Here is a 15,271-nt window from a genome sequence, read left to right on the forward strand (position 1 = left end):
GTGTTGAGCATTAAATCAAAGAGTTAGTAGACTAACTTAGTAAGATCATGATCCGAAATAGATCGGCTTGGTAAAAATCTGATCCTGACTCGCCGAAGTTAGTAGATCAGTGATCTGAAATGTTTATCTTAAATATACTGTTTAGAACTTGACCAATATGGCTTTATGTTCGATTTTTAAGTTATTGCTTACATTAAGGATCGCTACCATGAAAAAAACCGCCATTATGTTCTCGAGCTTTGCAATGTGCCTACTTTCTTTTAATAGTGTTGCTGAAGCCGTTGATATATATGGTCGGGCGCATTTAGGGGTTGCCAATAGTGACACCAATGAAGGAAGTAAAACATCAGTTGAAAGCTACAGCTCGCGGATTGGAATTAAAGGCAGCGGTGAAATAAATGAGGGTCTGAAAGCGGTTTATAAGTTTGAGTTTGCTGTAAATGCAGCAGATCAAGATAGCGATGGTAAAACCGAAGAAAATATCTCTGCGCGTAATCAGTATGTCGGTTTACAAGGCAGTTATGGTCAAATTGTTTTAGGCCGTCATGATACTGCCCTTAAAATATCACAAGGCAAGATTGACCAAATGAATGACTTTAATGGGGACGTTAAAGCATTGTTTAATGGTGAAAATCGTTTAGGTGATGTCGTACATTACAGCTCACCAATTGTCGGAAACTTACAATTTGTTGTGACGTATATTGCTGAAGACAATTCAAAGCAAGATGATGAAACAGGCATCTCTGCTGCCTTTATATACGGTGATAGCAAACTTAAAAACACACCTTATTTTGTAAGTGTTGCACATGACAGTCAGGTTGCGGGTTACGACATCACGCGGTTTACTGCACAAAGCAAAATAGGTGATCTTGTGATTGGGGGCATGTATCAACAAAGTGAAAAAGTATCAGGCTCAGATACTGAAGATGGTTTTTTGCTTAGTGCCTCTTATAAAATTGATAAGTATAAGTTACTTGCTCAATATCAAGACTCAGAAGGAGACTTTGGTAAATTAAAAGACTCTGGCACCGGAACATCGGTCGGCGTTGAGAGAAGCCTTTCGAAACAAGCACGTATGTATATGTGGTATACGCAGTTTTCACTCGATAATAAAGCTGATGAAGATCACCTTGCTGTAACATTAAGGTATGACTTTTAAGGTGTAAAAAAGCATATTTAAGCGGAAAACCATTCATTTTTACTGAGTTTTTTTGGTGCTTTTTGAATTACTCGTTAGACTTTCATAAAAATGTCATACTTAGTCATAATAATGAAACCAGTTCGCTAACGAAAGAGATAAATTGGAATGTCACGTAAAGTACTAGTCGTCGATGACGAAGCGCCTATCAGAGAGATGCTGGTTTTTGTTTTAGAGCAAAATGGTTTTCAAGCAATTGAAGCCGAAGATTATGATTCTGCAATTGAGGCAATGGTTGAGCCATACCCCGATATGGTTTTATTAGACTGGATGCTACCCGGTGGAAGCGGAATTCAGATTGCGAAGAAATTTAAGCAAAGCGAATATACACGTCAAATCCCTATTATTATGCTAACAGCCCGCGGTGAAGAAGAAGATAAAGTACGCGGTCTTGAAGTGGGTGCTGATGATTATGTTACTAAACCATTTTCGCCAAAAGAATTAATGGCCCGTATTAAAGCGGTTATCCGCCGTGTATCGCCGACTTCACTCGAAGAGGCTATTGAAGTACATGGTTTGCGCCTTGACCCTATTTCACATCGTGTCACCTCTGAGGGAAGCGAATTAGATATGGGACCTACTGAATTTAGACTACTGCATTTTTTCATGACTCACCCTGAACGTGTTTACAGCCGTGAACAATTACTTGATCATGTATGGGGAACAAACGTTTACGTTGAAGACCGTACTGTTGATGTACATATTCGTCGTTTACGTAAAGCGATAGCACCCCTTGGACATGACAGGCTCGTACAAACTGTGCGTGGTGCAGGTTATCGTTTTTCAAGTAAATTATAAGTGCGTTGGCTGACTATATTCAGCTAATTTACATTCTTAAGGTAAAGTGAGTGTATGTATCGAGTAGTCAATAAACAGGCGTTAGCAAAACGCCTGTTTATGTATTTCTTACCTTTGTTATTAGTTGGCGTGCTTGTAGGTGCGCCATTTTTGCTTTTATTTTTAGGCTCCTTTGCACTACTGATTTGGCATTATCATCAACTCTATCGCCTTAGTGATTGGCTCCTTAATCAGCGTAGCTTCAACCCACCTGAAGGTGAGGGAGCTTGGGAGCAAGTTTTTGAAGGGATCTACCATTTACAGCATCGTAATCGTAAAAAGCGTAATGAACTGGCTGATTTAATTCGCCGTTTTCGTGATGGTGCAGAGGCGGTACCTGATGCGGTTGTGGTGTTGCAAAAAGATCTGAGTATTATTTGGTGTAATCAACTCGCGCTTAAAGTATTGGGCTTACAATGGCCAACGGATCATGGACAGCGACTCGATAACCTTATTCGTGATCCTAAATTTGCTAAATATATGCACCAAGCCAGTTTTGATGAGCCACTGGAGCTGGATGGTGGTCACAGTTATGAACAAATACTCGAATTTAGGGTCATGCCCTATGCAAGCTCGCAGTTAATGATGGTTGTTCGTGATGTCACGCGACTAAAGCAATTAGAGCAAATGCGTAAAGACTTTGTGGCCAATGTATCACACGAATTGAGAACACCACTTACGGTCGTGACTGGTTATTTAGAAATGCTTGATGGCGATAACATGCCACCGCCAAGTATGTGGAATAAAGCGCAAACAACGATGCTCGAACAATGCAAACGCATGGACAGTCTAGTAAACCAACTCTTGTCATTGTCTCGCATTGAAGGCGCTCGCCGTCAAGACAACGACAAGCCTGTGAATGTGCCAAAGTTACTCACCTATATTCACACAGAAGCACAATCGCTGAATCAAGATAAAGGCCATGAGCTTATTTTTAATGTCGATAGCCATTTAGATATTAAAGGTGCTGAGGATGAGTTACGCAGTGCATTTTCTAATTTGGTATTTAACGCCATTCATTACACTAAGCCTGGCGGTAAAATTGTGGTCGATTGGCAGCTTAAAAATAATCAGGCTGCGTTTAGTGTCACTGATAACGGTGATGGTATTGCCAGCGAACATATTAATCGCCTAACAGAGCGTTTTTATCGAGTAGATAAAGCACGTAGTCGCACAACGGGTGGCTCTGGCTTAGGTTTAGCGATAACAAAACATGTACTTACACGTCACGATAGTCATTTGAATATTAAGAGTAAAGTTGGTGAAGGATCGACATTTTCGTTTGCCTTTAGCAGCGATAAAGTCGTTCGCTTACCAGACTCTTTAGAAATTAATGCAAAGTCATAAAACTGTCATTTTAGGGTAATCTAACTGTCATCTAGTGTCTTTAGAGTAGACTGCAGTTAGGAAATGGGACGAACAAATCGGAGTAACCCCTATGAAATTTAAAAATCTCGTTGCCGCAATGGGTGTGGCTGTAACAACATTTGTATCAGCTCAAGCAGCTGCAGTTGATAAAGATATGCCTGAGTACCAAAAAACAAGTGGTATTTCTGGTAACTTTTCATCTGTGGGCTCTGACACACTTGCCAATATGATGACCTTTTGGGCGGAAGAATATAAACGCTTTTACCCAAATGTAAACATCCAAATCCAAGCAGCGGGTTCTTCAACTGCGCCTCCAGCACTGACAGAGGGGACTGCAAACTTCGGCCCTATGAGCCGACGTATGAAGTCTAAAGAAATTGAAGCTTTCGAGAAACGTTATGGTTACAAGCCTACAGAAGTTCGCGTTGCAATTGATGCGCTAGCGGTTTTTGTACATAAAGATAACCCAATCGAAGGTTTACGTATTGACCAAGTGGATGCTATTTTCTCTTCAACTCGCAAGTGTGGTGCTGATGCTCAAGTAAATCGTTGGAGTGATGTAGGTTTAACAGGTGATTGGGCTGCAAAAGATATCCAACTTTATGGTCGTAACTCAGTATCAGGGACCTACGGTTACTTCAAGAAAAAAGCATTGTGTAAAGGTGACTTCCGTAACAATGTAAATGAGCAACCAGGTTCTGCATCGGTTGTTCAGTCAATCTCTTCGTCAGTGAATGCGATTGGTTACTCAGGTATCGGTTATAAGACATCGGGTGTACGTACTGTGCCACTTGCTAAGAAAGGTGATAACTTTGTTGATGCGACATTAGAAAACGTTGCAACGGGCAAATACCCACTTTCTCGTTTCTTATACGTATACGTTAACAAACACCCTAATAAGCCACTTGCACCTATTGATGCAGAGTTCTTAAAAATGGTGTTATCAGTAGATGGTCAAAAAATTGTTGAGAAAGATGGTTATGTGCCGCTTTCAGGCAAGATGGCAATGGCTGAACTTAAAAAGCTAGATCTTCTGTAACAATCAATACAGACAGTGATAAAAGAACCGCTCAATGAGCGGTTCTTTTCGTTTTAGCTTTTAGCAAAGAGTTTTGCTTTTATGCGTTGCTGAGCAAGGCGAACTTGTTTGCGCTTTTTGCCAGGCTTAGCTTTAAAGCTTTGGATTGGCATCACCGTTGGGGTCTCGGTTGGTAATGCGGGAATGTTAAAATTAGCGTGCTCGTCTTTAGGAAGACCAATCTCTTGCTGATGCACACGAAGTGCTGCCAGAGTGTCATCGTTTTGCACTTCGCTTGGGCATAAGAATAAGCCCAATTTACGCATTTTTATGCCTAATCCTATACTACTTGAGTAACGTACAATCGGGGCTGCTAAAATCAGTCCAACTAAAATAGGTGATAACCACCAAAAGAAAGTCGGGGTATAGTAATAAGCTACACCACCCCAAATAATAGCGGTGATGGTTGAAAATAGAGTATACCCAATTGCTTCTTGCCACGGCACCATGCGTCCTTCACGAGGCTGCGCATCCCAGCTAACTTTCTTACCAAGAAATACACACACTACAAAGTAGCTATGAAACACCATCATGAGTGGCGCGATTACAATAGCAAATACGCTCTCAATGAGTGAGCCTGCGATCAATTTTACACTGCCACCAAAGGCTTTATTGCGATGCACTAAAGTCACTATCAATCCCATAAGTTTTGGTAAAAGTAGTAATACCGCAGTGATAAATAGCAGTGAATCAATTAAATCAGTTTTAGCAATTTGCCAAGTAGGAAATAGCTGGTACGCATGGTTAAAATACACATCACTATTCAGTGCACGCGTAACTGCATCCAAGGTACTTAATGCCAGCATAGATAACCAAATAAGTGATGAGATATACGCTGTGGCACCAAATAAAAAGTGCATTTTACTCATCAGTTTCAAACCTGATTTTGGCAATAAACCGAGATGCTGAATATTACCTTGCACCCATCGTCTGTCGCGAATTGCGTAGTCTAGAATGTTGCTCGGTACTTCTTCATAGCTGCCTTCAATATCGCTGAGTAATAATACATCCCAACCAGAACGGTGTAGCAGTGATGCTTCAACAAAATCGTGACTTAAAATCTCTCCACCAAAAGGGGCATTGCCTTTTAATACAGGAAGACCGCAACATTGCGTGAAGGCTTCAACACGAATAATTGCGTTGTGTCCCCAGTAATTTGCTTGATTGGTTTGCCAAAATGCAGAACCTGTCGCCAGCATAGGGCTGTATAAGATTGAGGCGAATTGTAAAAATCGACCAAAAAAAGTATCTTGGCGAACCGGAATCGGAATCGTTTGAATAAGGCCTGATTTTGGATTACTGATCATGCTTGTGGTTAACTCAAGCATACATTTTCCTGTCATGATGCTGTCAGCATCAAGTACAATCATGTGCTCGTATTGACTTCCCCAGCGTTCACAAAAATCAGTGAGGTTACCCACTTTACGGTGTTTATTATCTTCACGACGACGATAAAAAGTATGCTGAGCTAAGTCACCTAAACGTGCCGTTAATGCATTCCATGCTTTTAGTTCATTGCGCGCAATCTCTGGATCTTGTGTATCACTAAGTAAATAGAAATCGAAGTTCGGCATTTGGCCCGTTTTAGCGAGCGATCGAAGACTCACTTCAAAACCAGCGATCACACGCTCGGTATCTTCGTTATAAATTGGCATCACGACAGCTGTTTTAGTCTGGCTTAGTGCATGTTCGTTAATTTCAATGGGCTTTTGACGTTTAAGCGTCAGTGGGTCAATACGCAGCAGTTGTAAAATAAAGCCCATACAGCCACTACAAAAGGCTGTTACGATCCACGCGAAGGTCACTGAAAATAAAAACAGCAATGCGTACTCAAGCGGTGTCATGCCGTTAGAATTTAAAATATCGAACATGATCCACACACCATATGCAGTAATCGCTAGCGCAAGGCATGAAAATAGCCAAACGCGAGTTTTCTTAAATGGCATTGCGGTTGGTGTTAATGTTTTGCTATTGGACGTCATTTGGATACCAGACATAGCTCCATACCTCGCTGATTTCTTTGTCACGTAGTTTTAACGATAAGCGCATATCGACAGGCTTATCTCCCTCTGGCGCCACTTTAAACGCGACGCGCCATCCTTGATTATTCGGTAACTGCTGAACTGTTTTATCGCTAATCTCACCTGATGACAGTGCTAAATCGGCCTTCATAGCAAAATTTGCAGACAGTTGATTGATGTTTTCACCACTGAAGTCAACAGTAAATTGACGGTGACTTTTTGGTGGTGGATTCTTTTCGCCAGGCAGGGCTGCACTGCCTATGCGTGTTCTTAAAACACTCGCTTTATCCTGAGATGCAAGGGTTGCATTAAAAGTTGATAGCTTATAGCTGAAACTTAAGCTATCGCCTGCTTTCATCGCTTGCTCAGGCACCCAGTAGCTAACAATGTTGTCGTTAGTTTCTGTGTCTGTGGGAATCTCTACCAGCTCAACGCGGCCTTTCCCCCACGAACCCATTGGCTCAATCCACATACTCGGGCGGTTATGGTAATGTGCCTCTGTGTCTAAGTAATTGTTAAAATCACGGTCACGTTGTGCGAGGCCAAATCCCTTCGGATTATCATAACTAAATGATGTAACACTTAATTTTTTAGGGTTGTTAAGTGCTCGCCATACCCATTGACCCTCTGCTGATTGCATTAATAGGCCGTCTGAGTCATGTACTTCTGGACGGTAGTCATCAAAAAACTTGGTGCTGTTTTCACCGTGATAAAACATACTTGTTAGTGGTGCTATACCCAGTTTTTTAATATCTTTGCGGGCAAAAATTTGCATCTGAGTTTTTACTTCAGTGTTTGTCGAAGGTGTTAACTCAAAACGATATGCTCCAGCAACAGATGGGCTATCAAGCAGTGCATAAAGCACGATAGTGGTGTCTTCAGGCGCTGGTTTTACTAACCAAAATTCTTTAAACACGGGAAATTCTTCGCCCGAGCTAAGAGCAGTATCAACCGCAAGTCCGCGGGCTGAAAGGCCATAGACTTGGTGTGGGCCCACTAAACGAAAATAAGAGGCACCTTGGAATACCGCAACTTCATCTTTGTATTCGCTATTATTGAGCGGAAAATGCAGACGAAAACCGGCATGACCCAACTGAGTATTCTTAATTGCAGTGCTTATTTCTGCTTCCAACGGAGCCGCGGTTGCATCGTAACGATAATAATCAGTTTTAAAAGGCAGGCTTTTAACTTCGGCATTTTGCTCTAGGGTATTAATTGCCACCGGTGATTTATATAAAAAGCCAGGATGAAATAATTGCACTTCATATAAGCTTTGATCTTTCCAGATTGCTTGATCTGGGCGAAAGCGAATAGCACGGTAATCTTGATAACTAATGCTGGTTAATGCTTCAAGTTCTAAATCTTTTAGTGCGACATACGGCTCAGAGGCTAACTTTTTAGCGCGAGCAGTGATTACATCAAATAGTTTCTCTTGTGGAATTGTGATCATCGCAGGCTTTTGCTCAACAACGGTGTGCTGTGTTTCAGTTTTTTGTGGCTGAGTTTGGTTTTCAGTTGCGTAAGTATGGCCTGCACTCATGGCTAATAATACGCCCAAGAAGGTCTTCTTTTTAACAGCGCTGAAGAGCTTAGTTCGGGTTTCTGGTTTCATTAATTTTTCCTTTAGCCGTAAATCACGTTTATTCATTCATACCTCTCAGCAAAAAGTGAACCTAAAAAAACACTAATAATCTCAATGACGTTGAGTTGGTACAGCTAAATGCGAAGAGTAAATTTTGAAATTAGTGAGAAACAATTACACGGTAGCAGTTGTTAATTCGTCACCAATATGGAGAAGTTTAATGAACGAAAGCTTGCCCTAATATGAATAGCTTAAAGGATGAACAAAAATATGAACAAAATTAGCAGACGCTTAATTGAAAAAGTGAAATTGTAATCGAGAAGGAAGGTGCAGGCACTGAACTGACACATACCAATTCGCAATAACACTCAAAATAGAATGTTTAATTAAGTAAATTGATATAATTCAGTGCCTCAGAAAGGCAAATTTATTTAACTTCGCCTAACTTTTCTGCATTCGCTTTACATTGATTGTAAGCTTCGATGCACTTGTTACTACAGACTTTATGAACTAAGCCATCTGCGGTGCTTTGCTGTTCGCAGCTGGCTTCGCATTGATAGTTTTGTTGGGCACATTGTTGCATTTCTGGGTTATCAATCTTGCTTGAGCAAGCTGCTAACAAGGTGAATGCAAACAATGATACTGCAATAGCTGGTAATTTTTTCATGCTTATCCCTAGTTTATGGCTATTCTTTTAAATCCATCTTACCCAGATTGTTGAAACTTAATCCAGCGTAACTTGCAAATTATCAATTAAACGAACCGATCCTAAGAAGGCTGCGGCTAAAATAACCAGTTGTTTATCCGCTGCTGATGCAGCTTTTAGCGTTGATCGTTCGGCAATCGAGTAATAATCAGGTTTTAGGCCTGCGGCTTCAAGCGTGGCTTTGGCTTTAGCTTCTAATTCAGCGAAATCCGTTTGGCCTTGTTTTAGCTGCTCAGCCGTCTCGTTAAGGGTTGCAAATAATGCTTTTGCGGTGTCTTTTTGCTCATCAGACAAATAGCCATTACGTGAGCTCATAGCAAGGCCTGATATTTCACGGCACGTAGGTACACCGACAATCTCGACAGGGATAGAGAGATCGCGTGTCATGGTTTTAATCACTTGCAGTTGCTGAAAATCTTTTTCACCAAAACAGGCAAAGTCAGGTTGCACAAGATTGAATAACTTAGTCACAACGGTAGCGACACCTTTAAAATGGCCGGGACGTGAACCACCGCAATAACCCATCGACACGCCAGGTACATCAACAAAGCTTTGTTCACCAAGGCCATTTGGATAGATGGTTTCAACTGACGGTGTAAACACGATGTCAGTTTCAAGTTCTGCTAGGCCTTGTTTATCTTCGTTGAGCGTGCGCGGGTAGTTGTCGAGATCCTCATTGGCGCCAAATTGCATTGGATTAACAAAAATACTGACGACGACTTTATCGGCTAACGTTTTTGCTTTTTCAACTAATGAAAAATGCCCTTGGTGCAAGTTGCCCATGGTTGGGACGAGTGCAATGCTAAGTCCAGCTTGACGCCAAGCTTTGATTTGACTACGTAACGATTTTATTTCAGTGATTGATTGCATTATTTAAACTCATGTTCGGTACTTGGGAAAGCACCACTTTTTACATCTTCACAATACTTTTGCACGGCTGCTGGCATATTCCCTGTTTCAAGTAAAAAGTTTTTTGAAAACTTAGGGATATAACCAGCTGAAATGCCGACGAGGTCGTGCATAACTAAAATTTGTCCGTCGGTTTGATTGCCAGCACCAATTCCGATTGTCGGGATAGTTAATTCATCGGTAATACGCTTAGCCAATTCACTAGGAATACACTCTAATACCAATAATTGTGCACCTGCAGCTTCAAGCGCTTTAGCATCGCTAAGCATTTTATCAGCTTGTGATTGTTCGCGGCCTTGAATTTTAAAGCCGCCAAATACGTGCACAGACTGAGGTGTTAAACCTAAATGACCACACACAGGTATGCCTTGTTGCGTCATTGCGCGGATGCTGTCGTGTAACCACTCGCCACCTTCAAGTTTGATCATGTTGGCGCCAGCACGCATTAACTCGGCTGCATTTTTACACGCATCGGCAGGGTTTGAGTAGGTCATAAAAGGTAAGTCAGCGATGATGAATAGCTCGCGGCTACCGGCGCGGACACACCGTGTATGGTAAGCAATCTCGCTGTTCGTTACTGCTAATGTGTCATCACCACCTTGTAAAACCATGCCCAGTGAGTCACCGACTAAAATCACTTCGACGCCATTATCATGAAACAATTTTGCAAAGCTGGCATCGTAAGCTGTAAGCGCGGTAATTTTTTGTTTTTCGTGTTTCATTTTATTAAGAGTTGAAACGGTGATTTTAGACATAATTTCCTCTAAGGCTTCGCCTAGGTTGATTACTGCTGAGGGAGTTTTTGTAAATCGTTTAAAGGCAACGTTTTTGTTATATCAGCAAGTGATTGGTTATTCGGTAAAACAAGAGAAGGGGCTATCTCTAATAAAGGATAAACAACAAACTCTCTCTCAACGAGGCCATAATGAGGCACGGTAAGGCGAGGCGTGTCGATCACTTGGTCACCAAATAATAGAATATCAATATCAAGGGTGCGAGGTCCCCAACGTTCTTCTTTACGTACACGGCCATGATCACGTTCTACTGCTTGGGTTAAATCGAGTAGTTGCTCTGGTTGCAGAGCCGTTTTAATACACGCAACCGCATTGACATAGTCGGGTTGATCTTGTGGCCCCATTGGCTTACTTGCGTAATCATGCGATACGCAAACCAGCTCAATTTCTGGTAGCCCTTGTAATGCTGCAATAGCATTACGAATTTGTGTACGTGGCGCATTTAAATTTGCGCCTAACCCTAAATACACTATGTTCATGTTTATTCTGCTCTTTTCTTACGAGGTCGACGGCGGCGTTTAGGGCCACCTTGATGGCCAAGTGCTTTAACCATCTCTTTTTGGCCATTTATATCTTGGCTTAAATACGCCGTCCACCACGTAGCAAGTTCCTGATGTTGCTGCTCACCAGCTTGAACACGTAATAGTAAAAAGTCGTAGGCAGCTTTAAAACGAGGCTGTTGCGTTAACCGGTATGCGCGTTGACCACCGCGTTTATCAAGGCGTTGTTGAATATGCCAGATATCTCTAGCGCCTAACGTAAACCGTTTAGGTACGGCAACATGTTGTGCGCTTTCACTGAGTACCTTATTCATCGCTTGTGCAAATGCATCAAACTCAGAAAGTTGGTCACGTTGCTGTAATTTTTTAGCGATGTCTAATAACGGGAACCACAATAGTGCAGCGAATATAAACGCAGGGGTTACTTTTTTCTCTGCATTGATACGTTTATCTGTGTTTTTAAACATTTGCAGAATAAATGCGTGCTCGAGTCCATCTGGGTTAGCATTCAAAATTTTATCAAGGGCAGGGAATAGGGCTTTGAAAAGGCCATACTGACGCAACATGATATAGTTTTCTTCTGCTTTACCATTTAAAAACAGCTTAAGTGACTCTTCAAATAGACGTGCAGGAGGAATGTGGTCTAATAAGCTTGCAAGCTCTTTCATTGGCTTTTCTGTCGAAGGCGCAATGGTCATGCCTAACTTTGTTGCAAAACGGACTGCACGCAGCATACGTACAGGGTCTTCACGGTAGCGGGTTTCTGGATCGCCAATTAATTCAACCTGTTTGGCTTTTATTGCACTAATACCGTTGGCGTAGTCATAGATGCAAAAATCATTAATTGAATAATACAGCGCATTAATTGAGAAATCTCGACGCTCGGCGTCTTCTTCAATACTACCGTACACATTATCACGCAGCAGTTGCCCATGTTCGCTTGATTGGCTAACGTGGTTTTTTTCTTCGTCGGCTTCATGATGGCCGCGCATCGTAGCAACTTCAATTATTTCACGGCCAAACACAATGTGCGCTAAACGAAAGCGACGACCAATTAGGCGACAGTTACGAAATAGTTTTTTGATTTGTTCTGGCGTCGCATTTGTAACTACGTCAAAGTCTTTAGGTTGTTGGCCTAACAATATATCTCGAATACAACCACCGACTAAGTAAGCATCGTAGCCACCTTCTTTGAGGCGGTATAATACTTTGATTGCATTTGGGCTAAATTGTTTGCGTGAAATACCATGTTCACTGCGCTCGATCACCAAAGGTAACTCGCTCGTTTGTGCGGCATTTGTTGAAGTCGAGGCATTTGGGCCGATAATTTGCCGACAAAATTGAAAAAGCTTGGAAATAATAATCTGTCTCCTACGACGCGGACTTTGCGACTCATCAAGTATAGCGTGTGTTTTTTCACTTCGTCGATATGAGATTGAGTCAGTAAATGTGTGTTTTATATGACGCTACAGTATGGTGTTAATGATTCGCACACTTTGGGTCGCTATCATATACCAGCGTGGCTCAAAAATTAAGTTACTCTGCCTTTAAAATTGGCAATTTATTTTGTAATGACTTGAAAATCACAAAAAGTGGCGTGTGGATTCTCACTAACTTGTATTTCGAGTGCTGTTGGGATGTTTTCAATACGGTAGGCTGAGATTGCCCAATTAAGCATTTCTTCGACTGTTGAAGACAATAGAGCAGGCTCTGGGTTTAAACCTAAAAAACGAAACGCATCAAATAATGCTGGTTTTGGCGCACGTTTTGATATGGCCGGTGCGTAGTTTTGTTTTGATAATTTAAAACCGGGCTTTGCAACAGCCAATGGTAGATGCGCGTAGTTAGGTGCTGGTTGCCCTAGTTGCTTAAATAAGCTGAGTTGTCTTGCTGTTGGCTCGAGTAAATCGGCTCCACGCACCACGTGGCTTATTCCTTGTGCAATATCATCGACGACGACAACCAGCTGATAAGCAAATAAGCCATCACTTCGTTTTATAAGGTAGTCTTCTTTAGCAAGGCGGCTGTCAATATTCACCTGACCTTGAATAAGGTCGTGATATTCACTCGTCGCAAATTGCTGAGTTAAGCGCAGTGCAGAATCGTTTAATGGGTGATGTTTTGATTTGCAATACCCTTGGTATATTCCGCCCATTGCTTTGATTTCTTTTCGTGTGCAATGACAGGCGTAGACAAGGTTCTTTGCAATGAGTGCGTCAACAACGGCTTGGTATTCAGTATGGCGTTTAGTTTGGTAGATAACGCCTTCGTCCCAGTGCAGACCATACGCTTCTAGAGTGCGTAATATGTCATCGCTTGCGCCGGGTACAACACGGGTTGTGTCAATGTCTTCTATTCGGACTAGCCACTTACCTTGATTTGATTTTGCATCAAGGAAGCTGCCCACAGCCGCTATTAATGAGCCAAAGTGCAATGGCCCAGAAGGTGATGGCGCAAAACGGCCCCTGTATGTGCGCATAGGCGCATTAACGGCTGTGGTAGACATAGGTTAATTAATGTATGTAATTAACCGCGTCCTGATTGTTTTTCTTTAATTTCCGCAAGCGTTTTACAGTCAACACATAAATCAGCTGTTGGACGCGCTTCTAAGCGGCGGATACCAATTTCGATACCACATGATTCACAATAACCAAAGTCATCATCTTTGATTAATTGAATTGTTTTTTCAATTTTCTTGATCAGTTTACGTTCGCGGTCACGAGTGCGAAGCTCTAAAGAGAACTCTTCTTCTTGTGCTGCACGGTCTACTGGATCTGGAAAGTTAGCTGCTTCATCTTGCATGTGCGATTTAGTACGGTCTACTTCGTTACGTAAATCGTTACGCCAAGCTTCTAAAATTGTTTTAAAATGAGCACGTTGTGCATCATTCATATACTCTTCACCCGGCTGTTCCTGATACGGCTCTAACCCGGCCTGAGCCAATAACCCTAGTCTTTTCTGGTCTGGCATAACTTTCTCCTAAATCCTTAATATTTTGCCCAGCATTAGCCGGCGGCTATAAATAGCAGAATCTTCTGTTTGAGGCAAATTTATTTTTTAATTAATCCTGTATGCCCCAACTTATCGACTTTAAAAATAAGAATGGGCGGTTTTATTCGTTTACACGGCCCGTGCAATTTTTAATTTGCTAAGTTATATGGGCAAAAAATCATATTACAACTTAAAACATGTGTTCATTGAGAAACTTTTTGGGGGTTGTGTCGTACCAGCGTTTAAATGCGCGTTGTAAAGCACTCTGCTCTGAAAACCCCAGTTTATTGCTGATCTCAAGCACTGAATAGCCTTGCAGTAACATGCGTTTTGCGTGTTGTTTTCTTTGCTGATCAATTAACTTTGTGAAGCTTAGTTGCTGCCCAGTGAGGTAGCGCTGCAAACTGCGTTTCTTTAAGCCTAATTGTAATGCGGCTTGCTCAACACTTGGAATAACAGGGAATTGGCAGGCAATAAAGGCATTTAATTCATTTATATGATCTGCATACGGCGTTAAATCTCCCGCTTGCGATAACAAGAGTTGTTCAAGCTCTGGGTTTGGCGAGTGTAAACGGCTATTAAGTAGTTTTTCATTAAAAATAAGGCTGTTGGATTTGGCACCAAATTCGATAGGGCAGTTAAAAGTATGCTGATAAATGTGCACACTCGCAGTGCTCGGAATGGGTCTGGTAAGGGTTACTTTTTCAAGCGCAAGTTCAGCGTTCTGCTGGCAGCAGTGGTTTGCAAACGATAACCAACTACTAAACAGTTCATCTACCATGTAATGTCGTATTGGGCTTCGTGCATGCCAGCTCAGTTGGCATTGCTGCTGCACTTTTCTCAGCTCTATTCGACCAATGTTTCTTACCAGTGAATTTAATCTTTGCGCATGCTGCAGCGCTTTCTCAAGATTTTGGCTCACCAAGGCGACATGCCCCAATAGCCCCCCAGTTTTGTGCTTTGAGTGATTGACCAAACAAAAGGCCTATATGCTCTTGCTTAAGCTGGGTGTCAGCATAATGCATTAACGATTCGTAATCTGATACAGGAAATCGGTAGCTAGTTTCATTGAGATAACAGCGGCGCTCAGCAAGTAATGCATGCAGCTGTTCTTTTTCAAGCCCTTGTTTTTGTAAGAAATAGACCAAGGAGCGAATGATTTGGCTATTGACATAAAACATAGTCGTTCATTTTTTATTATTATTAGCAACAGTTAAGCTGCATGACTAGGCGCGCAAAGTCAATATTTTGCGTGGAGGGTCAAGATTTAGTCTTTTAATTAAGGCA

The 15,271-nt window shown here is 41.8% G+C and carries 15 protein-coding genes; 4 read left to right on the forward strand and 11 right to left on the reverse strand.

Features of this window, described 5'->3' with window-relative positions; genetic code table 11:
• Nucleotides 1-208: 208 nt before the first annotated feature.
• The 4 genes from IT970_RS03500 (at nt 209) to IT970_RS03515 (ending at nt 4,442) form a co-directional block, all read left to right on the forward strand.
• Nucleotides 209-1,159 (forward strand): porin, encoded by a 951-nt coding sequence (locus IT970_RS03500; RefSeq protein ID WP_075593156.1) that lies wholly within the window; start codon nt 209-211, stop codon nt 1,157-1,159.
• Between the two features lie 147 nt (nt 1,160-1,306).
• Entirely contained in the window at nt 1,307-1,996 is a 690-nt protein-coding gene (gene phoB, locus IT970_RS03505) for a phosphate regulon transcriptional regulator PhoB (protein WP_036970740.1), read from the forward strand.
• Between the two features lie 54 nt (nt 1,997-2,050).
• Nucleotides 2,051-3,382, forward strand: coding sequence for a phosphate regulon sensor histidine kinase PhoR (gene phoR / locus IT970_RS03510; protein ID WP_036970737.1), 1,332 nt, complete (start codon nt 2,051-2,053; stop codon nt 3,380-3,382).
• A 91-nt stretch (nt 3,383-3,473) separates the two neighbouring features.
• Nucleotides 3,474-4,442, forward strand: coding sequence for a PstS family phosphate ABC transporter substrate-binding protein (locus IT970_RS03515; RefSeq protein ID WP_065978046.1), 969 nt, complete (start codon nt 3,474-3,476; stop codon nt 4,440-4,442).
• Nucleotides 4,443-4,495: 53 nt separating this feature from the next.
• On the opposite strand, the gene mdoH is transcribed toward IT970_RS03515, so the two are convergent.
• The 11 genes from mdoH to IT970_RS16020 all read right to left on the reverse strand — a co-directional run bounded on the left by mdoH (nt 4,496) and on the right by IT970_RS16020 (nt 15,165).
• Nucleotides 4,496-6,478, reverse strand: coding sequence for a glucans biosynthesis glucosyltransferase MdoH (mdoH, locus tag IT970_RS03520; protein WP_036970731.1), 1,983 nt, complete (start codon nt 6,476-6,478; stop codon nt 4,496-4,498).
• A complete protein-coding gene (locus tag IT970_RS03525) occupies nt 6,450-8,114 on the reverse strand; it encodes a glucan biosynthesis protein (RefSeq protein ID WP_075593157.1) in 1,665 nt (554 codons plus the stop codon). Before IT970_RS03525 ends, mdoH begins: the two co-directional genes overlap by 29 nt.
• Before the next feature lie 397 nt (nt 8,115-8,511).
• The gene (locus IT970_RS03530) at nt 8,512-8,751 is read right to left on the reverse strand and encodes a hypothetical protein (protein WP_075593158.1); all 240 of its coding nucleotides are present in this window, start codon (nt 8,749-8,751) and stop codon (nt 8,512-8,514) included.
• A 57-nt stretch (nt 8,752-8,808) separates the two neighbouring features.
• Nucleotides 8,809-9,660, reverse strand: coding sequence for a pantoate--beta-alanine ligase (gene panC, locus IT970_RS03535; RefSeq protein ID WP_074988882.1), 852 nt, complete (start codon nt 9,658-9,660; stop codon nt 8,809-8,811).
• A complete protein-coding gene (gene panB / locus IT970_RS03540; RefSeq protein WP_036970718.1) occupies nt 9,660-10,454 on the reverse strand; it encodes a 3-methyl-2-oxobutanoate hydroxymethyltransferase in 795 nt (264 codons plus the stop codon). The genes panC and panB overlap by 1 nt, the downstream gene beginning before the upstream one ends.
• 29 nt (nt 10,455-10,483) lie before the next feature.
• The gene (gene folK / locus IT970_RS03545) at nt 10,484-10,972 is read right to left on the reverse strand and encodes a 2-amino-4-hydroxy-6-hydroxymethyldihydropteridine diphosphokinase (RefSeq protein ID WP_036970716.1); all 489 of its coding nucleotides are present in this window, start codon (nt 10,970-10,972) and stop codon (nt 10,484-10,486) included.
• A 2-nt stretch (nt 10,973-10,974) separates the two neighbouring features.
• Nucleotides 10,975-12,261: a polynucleotide adenylyltransferase PcnB gene (gene pcnB / locus IT970_RS03550; RefSeq protein WP_081759737.1), complete on the reverse strand. Its 1,287-nt coding sequence runs from the start codon at nt 12,259-12,261 to the stop codon at nt 10,975-10,977.
• A 293-nt stretch (nt 12,262-12,554) separates the two neighbouring features.
• Complete coding sequence (gene gluQRS, locus IT970_RS03555) at nt 12,555-13,499, reverse strand: tRNA glutamyl-Q(34) synthetase GluQRS (protein ID WP_118844033.1); 945 nt, start codon at nt 13,497-13,499, stop codon at nt 12,555-12,557.
• Nucleotides 13,500-13,519: 20 nt separating this feature from the next.
• On the reverse strand, nt 13,520-13,963 hold the full coding sequence (dksA, locus tag IT970_RS03560) for an RNA polymerase-binding protein DksA (RefSeq protein ID WP_036970706.1): 444 nt from the start codon (nt 13,961-13,963) through the stop codon (nt 13,520-13,522).
• 211 nt (nt 13,964-14,174) lie between these two features.
• Nucleotides 14,175-14,906: a helix-turn-helix transcriptional regulator gene (locus tag IT970_RS03565; RefSeq protein WP_231387313.1), complete on the reverse strand. Its 732-nt coding sequence runs from the start codon at nt 14,904-14,906 to the stop codon at nt 14,175-14,177.
• Entirely contained in the window at nt 14,890-15,165 is a 276-nt protein-coding gene (locus IT970_RS16020; protein WP_231387314.1) for a hypothetical protein, read from the reverse strand. The genes IT970_RS03565 and IT970_RS16020 overlap by 17 nt, the downstream gene beginning before the upstream one ends.
• Between the last annotated feature and the right edge of the window lie 106 nt (nt 15,166-15,271).

It is taken from the genome of Pseudoalteromonas sp. A41-2 (assembly GCF_015767615.1).
GTDB classification, from domain to species: domain Bacteria; phylum Pseudomonadota; class Gammaproteobacteria; order Enterobacterales; family Alteromonadaceae; genus Pseudoalteromonas; species Pseudoalteromonas lipolytica.